Genomic DNA, 13361 nt, shown 5'->3' on the forward strand with positions numbered 1-13361 from the left:
ATTAGCCGGCAATGCGAATGGTTTTGTTTTGAAAGGCGTCGCGATGATCGTGCATTCGCGATGCAACGGTGGAAATGGTTCAGGCTTTCCTGTGATCGCGCAGGGCGTGCAGCAGCTTTTCGCGGCTGTCGTAACCGGCCTGATAGAGGTCGAGTGCTGTCGATGCCGCAGACTGAGCCTCGACGCTGACGATATCGATGTGCCGTTCCGTGCACCAGGCGTCCAGCGCGCTGCACAGCACGTCGAAATCCTGGGATGAGAAAGATGAATTCACGAGCAAAGACACAGCCTGCCCTCCGCATCGACATCACGAAGATACGCTGATCGGTCTGAGCCGCAATGAATATTTTCGTGACGTATATTTGCAACAGCTGTCCGTGCAACGCGAGATAACAGCGGCATTGTCGCCAACTCTATGAATTTCTTCTGATTTTATACTTTGTCTCCGTTCGCGCTTTTGTGCGGGCGGCGTGAAACCAAAACAACTGTCCGAGCGTTACAAGAAAATCAGGTGAACCGGTGTTTGGCTTCAGTCGAACATTAGGAAACTGTTAACTATCGTGTGTCTCAATTCGGATAGGAACGACGCGATTTGAGTAACTGGATCGTTGAAACTCCGCATCACGGTATTTCAGTCAGGTGCCGTGGGAAAGGCGCGAATGCCCTCGGTCCGGTGATCCCGGCGCCGCAGGACGCGTCGGCCCGCAGATTGGCGGGCAGGGTGAAATCCATCGCAAGTTCATCCGTCTCGGGCAGTGCATGGAGACGAGAATGGCAATAGTAGTCGCATTGGCGGATCGGCGGCCGCGGGCGCCGCGTCGCCCGGATAAAGAGCCCCGCGAAGCCAAGATCCTTTGGTTCACCGGCGTCCGCTATGAGCGGCTGGCCGAGAGCCCGAAGCGTCGCCCGGCGCCTCAGCCGCGCGTCAATAAAAAGTAACGCGCTTTCAACCTCAGCGCGTGGTGAACTGTTCGCAGCCGGCTTCCGTGAGGAAGTTCCGCGCGGCTTCATCGAAGCTTGCCTGCGGCGCTAGCGTCCGCAGCACGGCATAACCGTCCGGCCGCGCCATCTCCACCAGGATCGTCTGCTGCAGTTCCTGCGGCAGGTTCTTGCGAAGGTCCGTCAGCTGGATCGGGCCGCCCGCCAGCACATCGAGCGCGCCGCCGACCGATGTCCGGTCGTTCATGCTGAAGACCTCGTTGGAGGCGCTGTCGTAAATCGCGATCGACCAGAAGGGCACATTGCCCCTGGCGGTGAAGTGCACCGGCGCATCTTCGACGTCGAAGGAGCAGACGGCAGTGCGCACGAAAGGATCGCCGTTGGCGAGGCCTGCCTCGTCATATTGGCCGCTCAGCAGGTAGAAATTATTGAGGTCGCCTTCTGCCTCCACGCGGGTCGCCGCATCCCTGCCGGTGAAGTGCGGCAGCGAGAGGATGATGACGAGATGCAGCAGCGCTGCGCCGAAAAGGCCGGTGAGAACGGCGAATATGATTCTAAGCATTGCCGCATCCGGTCTTGGTGAGCTTCGGCATGGCGAGATCGATCACGCCGGAACTGCCGGCGGTCGGCGTGTCGAACAGCGTCAGCACGAGCCGGAAGGTGCCGGCCTGCGGCAGCGCCAGCCAATTGCCAGGCTGCGCGACGGCTGAGATCTCGATCGAGAAGCTGCTGTCGGGCTGACGCAGCACCGTCCAGGAATTCAGCGCCGAGGGAAGCCCGGTCTTCACCGCCGCCGGATTGCCGCCATTGTCGGCGGTAAAGAGCGTCCAGAGCCGGGCAGGCGGCGTCTGCCCGCTGAGGCGGTAGCCGCAGCCGGCATTCAGCCGCGCGCCGTCGTCGTCGACGCTCGCCGTAAAAGTTAGCCCTTCCGCGCTGCCGTAGAGCAGCTTGCCGGCGCGCGCCCGGTGCGACTTGGCGTAAGGGTCGGCGTCCACCGTCTGCAATGCCGGAAAGGCTTCCCAGGCGCCGAGCTTGATGGCGCCGAAACCCTGTGTCGCATCCAGCGCATACTGCGTGATCATGATCCCGCCGCCGAAGGCGACGATCAGCGTGATCAGGATGAAAAGGGGGAATCGAAACACGTCAAAACCTTGGAAACCACATCGGATGAAAGGGTTACCACTGATTCTGGCAGGGTGGAATGCCATGCGACGACATGGACGCCAATCAATCCACGGTCACGCGGCGCGCACGAATGCTTGCCTGGGGACCAAGCGGCGCCGACTATCCGGCGCTCGCCACCTTCTGCGGCGTGAGAGGTGCTGCCTCTTTCAGTTTTTCGCCGAGATCCTTGAGAATGTTGGTGGATGGAACCGAGAGCATGCGCGGTCGGATGAGTTGCGGCAATCCGTCCTGCGGCTTGGCGGCGACGGTCTTGGCGGCATCCTTTTCCGAGGGCAGGGGGTTTTCGACGCCGGGAATGGCGCGCAGCGTCACACCCTGATGGGCGTAGTCCATGGCGCGCTTGAAGGTCATCGCCGGCAGCGAGCCGCCGGTCATCTCGTTGGTTGAGGTGTAGTCGTCATTGCCGAACCAGACGGCGCAGGTATAGTTGCCGGTGAAGCCGACGAACCAGGCGTCGCGATAGGCCTGGGTCGTGCCGGTCTTGCCCGCCGTCAGGATGCCGTTGTCGAGCGCCGCCTTTCGCGCCGTGCCGACATAGGGAACGCGCGACAGCATCTGGTTCATATAGGCGTCGGCCTGTTCCGACAGCACCCGTTTCGGCGCCGGCTCGTCGCGGTCGAAATCATAGAGCACGTCGCCATCGTAATCGAGGACCTGGGTGACGCCGTGGCGGCGCGACTGGTAGCCGCCGGCCGGGAAGGTGGCATAAGCGGTCGCCTGATCGAGCACCGTCACCTCTGACGTCCCGATCGGGATGGTGACGTCGTCGCGGATCGGCGTTTCGACGCCGAGGTTCTTGGCCATGGCCCGGATCGGCTGGATACCGAGCTTCTCCTTGGCGAGCCGCACCGGGATCGTGTTGATCGACTGGGCGATCGCGGTTTCGAGCGTGATACGGCCCACATAGCGATTGGCATAATTGTGCGGGCTCCAATTGCCCCAGTAGATCGGCGCATCGACGATCGTCGTCTGCGGCGTCATCCCGCTCTCCATCGCCACTGCATAGGTGTAGACCTTGAAGGAGGAGCCCGGCTGGCGCAGCGCCTTGGTGGCGCGGTTGAACTGGCTCTCGCCGTAATCCCGTCCGCCGACCATGGCGCGCACGGCGCCGCCGTTTTCGATCATCACCATGGCGCCCTGCTTGGCGTGATAGGCCTCGCCATATTCGCGCAGCGACGTCTCGACCGAATCCTCGGCGGCCTTCTGGATGCCCATGTCGATCGTCGTGCGCACGATCAGCGAATGCTGGTGGAAGCGCGGCGAAAGCCGCTGTACCTCGTCGAAAGCCCAATCGAGGAAGAAATCGGGCGATTCAACCTCGTTGCGGTCGACGACGGTCGCCGGGCTGCGCCTGGCGGCGATCACCTGGCCTTCGGTCATCAGCCCGCTCTGCACCAGATTGGTCAGCACCTCGTTGGCGCGCGCGCGCGCCGCCGGCAGGTTGACATGCGGCGCATATTTCGCCGGCGCCTTGAAGAGGCCGGCGAGCATGGCGGATTCGGCAAGGTTCACGTCGGTGATGTTCTTGCCGAAATAGAACTGGGCGGCTGCCGCAGCGCCAAAGGTGCCGCCGCCCATATAGGCGCGGTCGAGATAGGTGGAGAGGATTTCTTTCTTGGAGAGGTTCGCTTCGAGCCACAGCGCCAGGAAGGCCTCGGTGATCTTGCGGTCGATCGAGCGCTCGTTGGAAAGGAAGAGGTTCTTGGCGAGCTGCTGGGTCAGCGTCGAGCCGCCCTGGACGACTTCGCCGGCCTGGGCGTTGGTGACCATCGCGCGGAAGAGACCGATGACGTCGATGCCGAAATGGTCGAAGAAGCGCCGGTCTTCGGTGGCAAGCACCGATTTGATCAAGGAATCCGGCAGCTCGTCGATCGGCACGGAATTCTGGTGAATGACGCCGCGATGGCCGATGACGTTGCCGTAGCGGTCGGTGAAGGTGACGGCAAAATCGCCGCGGTTGCGCCAGTCTTCCTTGGTCGCTTCGAAGGCGGGCTGGGCGAGCAGCAGCATCAGCACCGAGCCGGCCGCCCCGAGCGTCAGCCCTTCGCCGGCAAGTTCGAAGACCATGCGCTTCCAGCCGCGCACGCGGAAGCGGCGGAAGAAGATGGTGGTGTCTTCCCAGATCTCGCCGGCGCGGAAGCCGGCGTTCCAGACGGTCGAATCGATCCACGAATCGATGCGCAGCAGGATGTGACGTTTTTTCGCCGGCCGCTTGGCCGCCGCATCTGCCGTCTCTTTTCCTGGCCCGTTTTCTGGCTTGTCCGGATCCTGCACGTCCTGTATTCCCGCCTGATCGCGCATCGCTCATGTCCGGCCGCCGGAAAGCGAAGAAAGCGCGAGGCCCATGGGGCCGAAAAGCTCTCCGGTATCGGGAGAGGTTCCTCCGATACCAGGAGCATGCTGAAGAATTGATTGATTTCTCAGCCGATAACAAGAGAGATACGGGAGCGGTCACGTGAATTTGCGGGCCGCTGTTGCAAGAAACGGACGATGAACGATCTGCCCTTCTGGAAGAGCAAGACTCTTACCGAAATGACCGCCGCCGAATGGGAGAGCCTCTGCGACGGCTGCGGCCTCTGTTGCCTCAACAAGCTCGAGGAATGGGAGAGCGGTGACATCTATTTCACCTCCGTCCGCTGCAAGCTGCTCGACGGCGAAAGCTGTCGTTGCTCCAGCTATGAGAACCGCTGGGATTTCGTGCCGGATTGCGTGCAGCTGACGAAGGAGAACGTGCCTGAAATCGCCTGGCTGCCGCCCACCTGCGGCTACCGGCTGGTCAGCGAGGGCCACGATCTCTATTGGTGGCATCCGCTCGTTTCCGGCGATCCCGAAACCGTCCATGCCGCCGGCATTTCCGCACGGGGCCGCACGATCAACGAAAACGAGATCGATATCGACGATCTCGAGGATTACGTCGTCGATTGGCCGCTGACGGTCGGCGAGGACAAGGATGATCCGGAGGATTGATCTCGCGGCCTTGTATCCGCGCGCCGTAAAATTGGCGCTGCCCGCCGCTTGATTATCGAAAAGCGGGATCCCATCTGGGGTGCGACCCGCTGGTCCGGGCCCCTCTGGCGAGAGCTTCGGCACTCTTGCGATGTCGGACCTCTTTTCCGATAACCAGTGCCGACAGGGGACTATCCTTGGATTTCTCTTTTTTGTTCGCCGAGTGGCTGGGAACGCCGCTCTGGATGTGGTCGAGCTTTTTCGTCCTCGTCATCGCCATTCTATCGTTCGACCTCGGTATTCTTCATAAGCAGAACAAGGAGATCGGCGTCCGCGAAAGCATCAAGCTTTCTGCCCTCTATATCGCTCTTGGCCTCGCCTTCGGTGGCTGGGTGTGGTGGTATCTCGGCTCCGATGCCGGTCTTGCCTATCTGACGGGCTTCGTCGTCGAAAAGACGCTGGCGCTCGACAACGTCTTCGTCATCGCCCTGATCTTCTCCTTCTTCGCCGTGCCGCGCCTCTACCAGCATCGTGTGCTCTTCTGGGGCATCCTCGGCGTCATTGTGCTGCGTGCCATCATGATCGGTGTCGGCGCGACGCTGGTCGCCGAATTCGCCTGGCTTCTCTATATCTTCGCCGCATTCCTGATCGTGACCGGCATCAAGATGCTGGTCGTCAAGGAGGCTGAGCCTGATGTCTCGAAGAACGTGCTCGTTCGCTTCATGCGCAGCCGATTCAACGTCACCGAGGAACATCACGGCGAGCGGTTCTTCGTCAGAAAGGCAAACCCGAAGACGGGCAGGATGACCTGGTTCATCACGCCGCTCTTCATGGCGCTCGTCATGGTCGAAGTGGCCGACGTCATCTTCGCCGTGGATTCGGTTCCGGCGATCTTCGCCATCACCACGGATCCGTTCATCGTCTACACCTCGAACATCTTCGCGATCCTCGGCCTCCGCGCCCTCTATTTCGCGCTCGCGGCGATGATCCATCGCTTCCGCTACCTGAAGCCGGCGCTCGCCATCGTGCTGATCTTCATCGGCTCGAAGATCTTCCTCGCCGATCTGCTGGGTATGGAAAAATTCCCGGCCGCGCTGTCGCTTGGGATCACATTCGCGATCATTGCCTCGGGCGTGGTCTGGAGCCTCATCAAGACGCGGGGTCCACAGCAGCCCGCTTGAGCGGGCTGTAGCCGAAGACCCGCAATGCGCAGCCGCTATCGGCATCCTGAGCCGGCCCGGCTCGGAGTGACCGCCACCAGTTGGAATGGACTGTATGATGTCTGATCGAAACGGAAGTGCACGGCCATCCCAAGGGATGGCCACCGCGCGGCTCCGAGAGATGCTGGAGCTCGCCCGGGAGAAAGGTAGTCTCTCCATCGGCGAGGCGCTGGAAACGATGGGCAGGACCAGCCTTGCCTTCACCATCCTCTTCCTGGCAATCCCGGCGCTGACGCCGATCCCCGGCCCGTTCGGAATGGTGTTCGGCACCGCGCTTGCGCTTGTCTCCCTCCAGATCGTCGCGGGCGGCCGGAAGGTGTGGCTGCCCGCCGTCATAAGGAACCGCCAGGTATCTCCGGCAGCGCTCGACCTTGTCGTGCGTCACGCGGTTCCCGTCATTGCCCGGGTGGAGAAGGTGGTCCGTGCCGGCCGGCTGAAAGCGCTCACAGGCCCGACGGTGCAGGTGCTTCTCGGCATTCCGGTCTTCCTGCTCGCGGTGGTGATCGCGCTGCCGATCCCTTTCGGCAATATCCTTCCGGTATTCTCGCTGGTGGTCCTGGCCGTTGCGTTGATGGAGCGTGACGGGCTCGTCACCTTGATTGGGCTGCTGCTGACAACGGTGACCATCGGCGTGACCGCCGCTCTGCTTTATTTTATCCAGGCCATGATCGTAACAGCCTATTAGGCTCAGCGGAGCAGGGTCAGAGCTTCACCACGGCGAGGAAGCGCCGCAGTTCCTTTTCCACATGGGCGTCCACTGGTCCTTCCGGGCCGAACCCCCACCAGGTAAGCGAACCTTGCCATTGGGACAGCATCAGCCGGGCGATGGTCTCCGGCGCTTTCGCCGATCCGAAGCAATGCGCAATCGCCGCCGTCAGCGCCGTTCCCCAGGCCGCGCCTCGGGCGCGCAGCACCGGATCGCGAAAATCCTCGCGAAGCACCAGCAATCCCTCGCCATAGGCGGCGGGATTGTCGCCGTAATCCTGCGACAGGCCGACGAGCAGCGCGACGGCGCCTTCCGGGGTCTTCGGCACGGCTTCGGCAAGCCGTGCCGTTTCCGCGTCCAGCCTGTCCCAGGCATGGAGCAGGGCCGCGCGCAGCATCGCCGCCTTCGTTGCGAAACGCTGCACCAGTGTCGAGCCGGAGAGGCCGCTTGCCTTGGCGACCGCCGCAAAGGTCGCCGCATCCGGCCCTTCGGCGTGGATCAGGGCCAGCACCATGGCGAGAAGCTGCTCATCGGAAAGGGTGCGCCGGCGCGGCATGAAATTCCTCTTGCATTCGCCACTAATATGAACGAACGTTCGTTTATATACAATAGGCATCGGCCGGAGCCGGCGATCGGTATGACGGACGTTCTAGCGTGGAGGATGGAAAAGTGACAGTGGACTTGCGAGGCAAAGTGGCTTTGGTTGCCGGTGCGACGCGCGGCGCCGGCCGAGGTATCGCGGTGGAACTGGGTGCTGCCGGCGCCACCGTCTATGTCAGCGGGCGCACGACGCGCACCCGGCAATCCGAATATCTTAGACCGGAGACGATCGAGGAAACGGCCGAACTGGTGACGTCGGCAGGCGGCAAGGGCATTGCCGTGCAGGTGGATCATCTCGTTGCGCAACAGGTCGAGGCGCTGGTTGCCCGTATTCGTGGCGAGACCGGCCGGCTCGATATTCTCGTCAACGACATCTGGGGCGGCGAGAAGCTGTTCGAATGGGACAAGGCCGTCTGGGAACATTCGCTGGACAGTGGCCTGCGCATGCTGCGGCTCGGCATCGAGACGCATCTGATCACCGCCCACTACGCCCTGCCGCTGATGATCGAGCGGCCGGGCGGGCTGCTGGTGGAAGTGACCGATGGCACGGCCGAATACAACGCCACGCACTACCGGCTTTCGCCCTTCTATGATCTCGTCAAGACAAGCGTCACCCGCATGGCCTGGGCGCATGCGCAGGATTTGGCAAAACATGGCGCCACGGCCGTTTCGATCACACCCGGCTGGCTGCGCTCCGAAATGATGCTGGATGCTTATGGTGTGCGTGAAGAGAATTGGCGCGACGCGACGAAGGTACAGCCGCACTTCGCCATCTCCGAAACGCCGCGCTTCGTCGGCCGCGCCATTGCGGTCATATCAGCCGATCCCGATCGCGCCCGCTGGAACGGTCAGTCGCTGTCGAGCGGCGGAATGGCCAAGGTCTACGGCTTTGACGACATCGATGGTTCGCGGCCGGATTGCTGGCGCTACATGGTGGAGGTCCAGGAGGCGGGTAAACCTGCCGACGTAACGGGTTACCGGTGACGCCGTCTGTTACACGCCGTTTTATTTCTTGGGCGCGCTGCTTCCCTGCGGAGCGGTTTGGGCCGCTGTCTTCATCTGGGCTGCGAATGTCCCTGCCGTCTTCGGCGCCAGCTTGTCCTTCTTCGGTTTGCGAGCCTCGCGATTGCTTCTCAGCTGTCCCTTTGCCATGGATCGATCTCCTCTGTTCAGACGAAATTTCTGCGGTCTGTGCCGTGATCACCCACGGGTTTTCTGCCCGGCTGAGCGCTCACCTCTTAGCTGGCGGCGCGCCTTTCGCGGGGCAATCCCTGTATTGCATATCGGTCGTAAACCGGCGTTACCGCTTTCGGCGGCGTCTTCAGTTTGCCGAAATGATGTTCGAGCGCCAGGGAAAGCATGGCTGGAGACCTTACGCCCTCCTGGAAGAGCTTGACCAGCAGCATCGCCGCCACGTTGAGGCACTTTTCGTCATCGATCAGGATCTTCGCCTGGTAGCCGGCATCGTCGAGCACGGACTGAAGCATGTCGAGATCGGATGACGTAAGATATGGTTTTTCGGAAGTGGAAGACATCGGGTCCTCCTTTCGTCGGGGCTAGGGTATCAAACCCTCAGTCGGCAGCGCCCGTGCGATAGCTGCCGAAGGCCGGATCATGCGCTTTTCCTCCCTGCAACACAACGGGATTTTTGCCGCCGCTTTCCGGAGGCCGGCAGCCGTAAGCAGGGTGATCGCGACGCGCTTTAACGATCTTTTACAGTTCGCCCTTGTGGAAATAGGCTTCGAGACGGTAGCCGTCCGGATCGATGACGAAGGCGGCGTAATAGAAGCGCCCGTAATCCGGCCGGATGCCCGGCTCGCCATTATCCGTGCCGCCGGAGGTGACGGCAGCCGCATGGAAGGCGTCGACTGCGGCTTCATCAGGGGCGACGAAGCAGAAATGCAGTCCGGACCGCATGTCGGCGACAACGGGGTGCTCGACCTGCATCACCCACAGCCCGACGCTTTCCAGCCCATAGCCGATCATGCCGTCGGAATTGGAGAGGCGCTCATATCCGAGCGGCCTGAGCGCCGCGTCGTAGAAATGACGGGCTCTGTCGAGATCTTTTACGCCGATCGAGACATGATCGAACATGGATTGCGAACTCCTCTTCGTCGGTTCATGCCTGAAATGGATGGCCCATCCCCAGGAGATGGCGCGACGCCAGCCTCTTTCAACGGCTGTCTCAGGTCAACGAAGAAGCACACCTCTCAGAGCACGGCGAAATGGCGTTCGAGGCCGGCGATTCTGTCCAACGCCCGAATGAAGAAATCGGGCGTACCGAGATTGCCGCTCTTCAGCGCAAGCCCGAGCGGCCCCGAGCGGTCGGCGATGAGAAGCGGCAGGCCGGGATCGATTTCCGGCCCGACCGTCATGCTTTTGAGGCCGAGCGCGTCCACCACGGCGATAGAGGTTTCGCTGCCGCCGACAACGATCTGCCGTATGCCGGCATCGGCGAGCCGTCGCGCCAGCCCACCGAAGAAGGCTTCGATCTTTTTGCCCACATCCGCCTGTCCGAAGCGCTGCTGCACGAAATCCACCACTTCGGGAGCGGCTGTGGAATAAACGATCGGATTTTCGGCGGCATTCAACTCCACCCAGCGCGCGGCGCGCTCCACCGACATCGAGCCGCGCATCAGCACGGCAGGATCGATCGCAAGACCGGGATGGTTCTGCAGATGGCAGGCGACCTGATTCTGCGAGGCCGTCGAGCAGGAGCCGCAGAGCACGACGCCGGGGCCGTCCACTAAAGGCACCGCGGCCGCCGTGCCGGAGAGCTTGCCCTGCTCGCGGAAATTCTGCGGCAGGCCCTGCGCGATGCCGAGGCTGCCGGTGACGAGCTTGTGGTCGGCGATCGCCGCGGCGATTGCCGCGAGGTCGCTGTCCTCGATGGCGTCGACGACGACGAGGCGATGACCGGCCGTCAACTCGGCGCGCAGGCTGTTGCGCAAGGCTGCCGTACCCGAGCGAACGACGTCGAGCGTGATCCCGCCGATTTCGCCGCGCGTCTGCTGCCGCAGCCAGCGGCGGATGTCGGGATCGGTCATCGGCGTCAGCGGATGGTCCTGCATGCCGGATTCGCTGAGCAGCCGGTCGCCGACGAAGAGATGCCCCATGAAGAGCCGCCGGCCCATCGCCGGAAAGGCAGGGCAGACGACGGTGACACCGGCGTTGGTGAGGCGCAGCAGCGCTTCGGTCACGGGCCCGATATTGCCGGCCTGCGTTGAATCGAAGGTCGAGGAATATTGGAAGAGGATCTGTTCGCAACCCTGGTCGAGCAGCCAGCGCGCTGCCTCCAGCGACTGGCGCACCGCATCGTCGATCGGCGCCGAGCGCGTCTTCAGCGCGATGACGCCGGCCTCGCAATCCGTCTTGCCGCGGCCGGCGCCGACGAACTGCGTGGTCGACATGCCGCCTCGAGCAAGAGCGTTGGCAAGATCGCTGGCGCCGGTGAAATCATCGGCTATGGCTCCAAGCAGCATGTCAGGAAAGCTCCGGCAGGCAAAACACATTGATGCCGGCAAAGCCGACATTCCGGTGCGAGTCGGCCCCGACCGGCAGAGCTTTAGTTATGATAAGGCGAGCGACGCTGTCACGTGATTTTGGGCGGGCGCGATGCGAATCCATTCGACGGCGGACTCGTTTGCCTCGGTGCCCGCTGCCGGGATTAGCGATAGTCCAGCCAGACTCCGCCAGCATCGGCGGAACGCACGCAGTTTTCGACCCAACGCACCCCTTCCAATCCGGCATCGACATCGGGAAAGACGAGGTCTTCGATACCGGCGGGTGCAAGGCCGCGCTCTTTGTTGATGGCAAAGCCGAAGCGGCGATAGAGGTTCGCCCAGGCTTCGAAAAGACCCTCGGGATGGCCGCCGCCGATGCGATCGTCGATCCTGGCCTCGGGATAGAGATAATCCATGCCGCGTTCGAGGATGCGGGCGGGTTCCCCCTGGATCTCGTAGGAGAGCTGGTTCGGCCGCTCGTCCCACCATTCGATGCTGGCTTTCGAGCCGACGATGCGGACCTTCTGGCCGTGCATGGAGCCGGCGTTGACGGCGCTCGACCAGACGGTGGCGATGGCGCCGTTGCCATATTCCATCAGGGTTACGGCATTGTCTTCCAGCGGCGCGCGGCTCTTGACGAAGCTCTGGCGGCTGCAGAGCAGGCGCCTGATCTTGAGATGGGGAAGAATGACCTTGGCGATGTAGAGCGGATGGGTTCCGACGTCGCCGAGGACATAGCTCGGGCCGGCGAATTTGGGATCGACGCGCCAGCGCGTCGAGGGGTTCTCGTCCTCCACCGCGGCGCTGTGGAAGCCATGGGCGAATTGCAGGTTGACGATGCGGATTTCGCCAAGATCGCCCTTCGTGACCATCGCCCGCGCCTGCTCGATCATCTGGTGGCCGGCATAGCCATAGGTCACGCCGACGATCCGGCCCTTTGCCAGGGAAAGTGCCTTCAGTTCTTCGGCCTCGCTGACGGTGAAGCAGAGCGGCTTTTCGCAGATCACATGCAGGTCGTGTTCGAGCGCGGCCTTGCAGATTGCAAAATGCGTATTGTTGGGCGTTGCGATCGAGACGGCTTCGATGCCGTCCGGCCGCTCGGCTTCGGCTGCGAACATCGCCGCGTAGTCCGGATAGCTCCTGGCTTCATCGAGCCCGAGATCGACGCCGAAGGCGCGGCCGCGCTCCGGATCGATGTCGAAGGCGCCCGCAGCAAGGGCAAAGACATTGTCGCGAAGGGCGGCCGAGCGATGGATGTAGCCGATCTGGCTGCCTTTGCCGCCGCCGACCATGCCCCAGCGGATCGGCTTTCTGCTGTTGTCGTTCATGTCATTTTTCCTAGAAACCAACCGAGCTGAGATAGTCGCGGCTCTGCTTCACATCTTCGAGGCTGCCCGCGACGTTTCGTGGATCGCGCTCCTGCTCGACGGTGATGAAACCGTGATAGCCGATCTCCTCCAGCACTCGCTTGACGGCGGGATAATCGATGACGCCGCGGCCGATCGGGCACATCACGCCTTGTCCGCAAGCCTCGAAGAAGCGGATTCTCTCGCCGAGCACGCGGTCGAAAACGGCCTGGTCGATATCCTTGAAGTGGACGTAATCGAGCCTGTCGGCATAGCGCCGAAGTGTATCGACTGGGTCCATGCCGGCATAATAGGTATGGCCGGTGTCGAGGCAGAAGCCGGCAATCTCGCTCGGAATATCGTCTGCCACCCGCTCGATCTCATCGGCGAATTCGATATAGCCGCCCGCATGCGGATGAATGACGGCGCGCACGCCGTATTTGCCTGCCGCAAGTTCGGCGATCGCCTTGATATTGGCGATCATCCCGGCCCGGGCTGCGTCGGAGAGCCGCGGCGCGCGATCGGAATGGCCCGCGGCGTAATCCCGCTCGTCATGGCCCCAATCCATGACGGTGAGATAGGGCGTCCTGAAGCGCTGGCCCGCCGCCTGCGCCGGCTGCGGCAGCCGGGTGATGACGGCGCAGATTTCGTCCGTCTGCCGCAGCAAGTTCTCGCGGTTCTCAGGAGAGACGAGATCGTCGAAGATCGTGCCGGCGACGATGAAAAGATTGCGATCGGTGAGTGCCGTGGCGACGAGCTTGTCATCGAGAGGCACGTAGCCGTATGGGCCGAGTTCGAGACCGCCATAGCCGGCGGCGGCCGCTTCGTCGAAGACGCGCTGCCAGGCGGGAAGGTTGGGATTGTTGACGTCATCAACGCCCCAGCAGCAGGGGGCTGTCGTAATCGTGATGGTCAC

14 protein-coding genes and 1 pseudogene are annotated in these 13361 nt (G+C 62.4%); 4 read left to right on the plus strand and 11 right to left on the minus strand.

Annotated elements, in window-relative coordinates; all coding sequences use genetic code 11:
• Positions 1 to 79: 79 nt before the first annotated feature.
• The 4 genes from ATY78_RS10465 to ATY78_RS10480 all read right to left on the minus strand — a co-directional run bounded on the left by ATY78_RS10465 (position 80) and on the right by ATY78_RS10480 (position 4425).
• Positions 80 to 286: a hypothetical protein gene (locus tag ATY78_RS10465; RefSeq protein ID WP_088682277.1), complete on the minus strand. Its 207-nt coding sequence runs from the start codon at positions 284 to 286 to the stop codon at positions 80 to 82.
• A gap of 666 nt (positions 287 to 952) precedes the next feature.
• Positions 953 to 1501: a DUF1254 domain-containing protein gene (locus ATY78_RS10470; protein WP_088682278.1), complete on the minus strand. Its 549-nt coding sequence runs from the start codon at positions 1499 to 1501 to the stop codon at positions 953 to 955.
• On the minus strand, positions 1494 to 2081 hold the full coding sequence (locus tag ATY78_RS10475) for a DUF1214 domain-containing protein (RefSeq protein WP_088682279.1): 588 nt from the start codon (positions 2079 to 2081) through the stop codon (positions 1494 to 1496). The genes ATY78_RS10470 and ATY78_RS10475 overlap by 8 nt, the downstream gene beginning before the upstream one ends.
• Before the next feature lie 142 nt (positions 2082 to 2223).
• Complete coding sequence (locus ATY78_RS10480; protein ID WP_245313533.1) at positions 2224 to 4425, minus strand: PBP1A family penicillin-binding protein; 2202 nt, start codon at positions 4423 to 4425, stop codon at positions 2224 to 2226.
• Between the two features lie 189 nt (positions 4426 to 4614).
• On the opposite strand from ATY78_RS10480, the gene ATY78_RS10485 reads away from it, so the two are divergent.
• The 3 genes from ATY78_RS10485 to ATY78_RS10495 all read left to right on the plus strand — a co-directional run bounded on the left by ATY78_RS10485 (position 4615) and on the right by ATY78_RS10495 (position 6975).
• Complete coding sequence (locus ATY78_RS10485) at positions 4615 to 5091, plus strand: YcgN family cysteine cluster protein (protein ID WP_088682280.1); 477 nt, start codon at positions 4615 to 4617, stop codon at positions 5089 to 5091.
• Between the two features lie 176 nt (positions 5092 to 5267).
• Positions 5268 to 6251: a TerC family protein gene (locus tag ATY78_RS10490; RefSeq protein WP_088682281.1), complete on the plus strand. Its 984-nt coding sequence runs from the start codon at positions 5268 to 5270 to the stop codon at positions 6249 to 6251.
• Positions 6252 to 6348: 97 nt separating this feature from the next.
• Positions 6349 to 6975 carry an exopolysaccharide biosynthesis protein gene (locus ATY78_RS10495; RefSeq protein WP_088682326.1) on the plus strand — a complete coding sequence of 209 codons (627 nt, stop codon included), beginning with the start codon at positions 6349 to 6351 and terminating at the stop codon, positions 6973 to 6975.
• 16 nt (positions 6976 to 6991) lie between these two features.
• Here the strand turns inward: ATY78_RS10495 and ATY78_RS10500 are convergent, their stop codons facing one another.
• Entirely contained in the window at positions 6992 to 7552 is a 561-nt protein-coding gene (locus ATY78_RS10500; protein WP_088682282.1) for a TetR family transcriptional regulator, read from the minus strand.
• A 113-nt stretch (positions 7553 to 7665) separates the two neighbouring features.
• On the opposite strand from ATY78_RS10500, the gene ATY78_RS10505 reads away from it, so the two are divergent.
• Positions 7666 to 8580 carry an SDR family oxidoreductase gene (locus tag ATY78_RS10505; RefSeq protein ID WP_088682283.1) on the plus strand — a complete coding sequence of 305 codons (915 nt, stop codon included), beginning with the start codon at positions 7666 to 7668 and terminating at the stop codon, positions 8578 to 8580.
• 21 nt (positions 8581 to 8601) lie between these two features.
• On the opposite strand, the gene ATY78_RS28540 is transcribed toward ATY78_RS10505, so the two are convergent.
• The 6 genes and pseudogenes from ATY78_RS28540 to ATY78_RS10530 all read right to left on the minus strand — a co-directional run bounded on the left by ATY78_RS28540 (position 8602) and on the right by ATY78_RS10530 (position 13361).
• Positions 8602 to 8748, minus strand: coding sequence for a hypothetical protein (locus ATY78_RS28540; RefSeq protein WP_190237432.1), 147 nt, complete (start codon positions 8746 to 8748; stop codon positions 8602 to 8604).
• 86 nt (positions 8749 to 8834) lie between these two features.
• Positions 8835 to 9212, minus strand: a pseudogene (locus tag ATY78_RS10510) (hypothetical protein).
• Positions 9213 to 9309: 97 nt separating this feature from the next.
• Complete coding sequence (locus ATY78_RS10515) at positions 9310 to 9690, minus strand: VOC family protein (RefSeq protein ID WP_088682285.1); 381 nt, start codon at positions 9688 to 9690, stop codon at positions 9310 to 9312.
• 116 nt (positions 9691 to 9806) lie between these two features.
• Positions 9807 to 11078: a 3-oxo-tetronate kinase gene (gene otnK / locus ATY78_RS10520; protein ID WP_088682286.1), complete on the minus strand. Its 1272-nt coding sequence runs from the start codon at positions 11076 to 11078 to the stop codon at positions 9807 to 9809.
• 185 nt (positions 11079 to 11263) lie between these two features.
• A complete protein-coding gene (locus tag ATY78_RS10525) occupies positions 11264 to 12427 on the minus strand; it encodes a Gfo/Idh/MocA family oxidoreductase (RefSeq protein WP_088682287.1) in 1164 nt (387 codons plus the stop codon).
• A gap of 10 nt (positions 12428 to 12437) precedes the next feature.
• Complete coding sequence (locus ATY78_RS10530; RefSeq protein WP_088682327.1) at positions 12438 to 13361, minus strand: TIM barrel protein; 924 nt, start codon at positions 13359 to 13361, stop codon at positions 12438 to 12440.

Source organism: Rhizobium sp. R635 (assembly GCF_002211285.1).
Classification (GTDB): Bacteria; Pseudomonadota; Alphaproteobacteria; order Rhizobiales; family Rhizobiaceae; genus Rhizobium.

Bases quoted from the DNA above. Each gene is read 5' to 3' on its own strand.
- ATY78_RS10470 (WP_088682278.1), bottom strand. From the start codon at position 1,501: ATGCTTAGAATCATATTCGCCGTTCTCACCGGCCTTTTCGGCGCAGCG.
- ATY78_RS10480 (WP_245313533.1), bottom strand. From the start codon at position 4,425: ATGCGCGATCAGGCGGGAATACAGGACGTGCAGGATCCGGACAAGCCA.
- ATY78_RS10485 (WP_088682280.1), top strand. From the start codon at position 4,615: ATGAACGATCTGCCCTTCTGGAAGAGCAAGACTCTTACCGAAATGACC.
- ATY78_RS10495 (WP_088682326.1), top strand. From the start codon at position 6,349: ATGTCTGATCGAAACGGAAGTGCACGGCCATCCCAAGGGATGGCCACC.
- ATY78_RS10500 (WP_088682282.1), bottom strand. From the start codon at position 7,552: ATGCCGCGCCGGCGCACCCTTTCCGATGAGCAGCTTCTCGCCATGGTG.
- ATY78_RS28540 (WP_190237432.1), bottom strand. From the start codon at position 8,748: ATGGCAAAGGGACAGCTGAGAAGCAATCGCGAGGCTCGCAAACCGAAG.
- ATY78_RS10515 (WP_088682285.1), bottom strand. From the start codon at position 9,690: ATGTTCGATCATGTCTCGATCGGCGTAAAAGATCTCGACAGAGCCCGT.
- otnK (WP_088682286.1), bottom strand. From the start codon at position 11,078: ATGCTGCTTGGAGCCATAGCCGATGATTTCACCGGCGCCAGCGATCTT.
- ATY78_RS10525 (WP_088682287.1), bottom strand. From the start codon at position 12,427: ATGAACGACAACAGCAGAAAGCCGATCCGCTGGGGCATGGTCGGCGGC.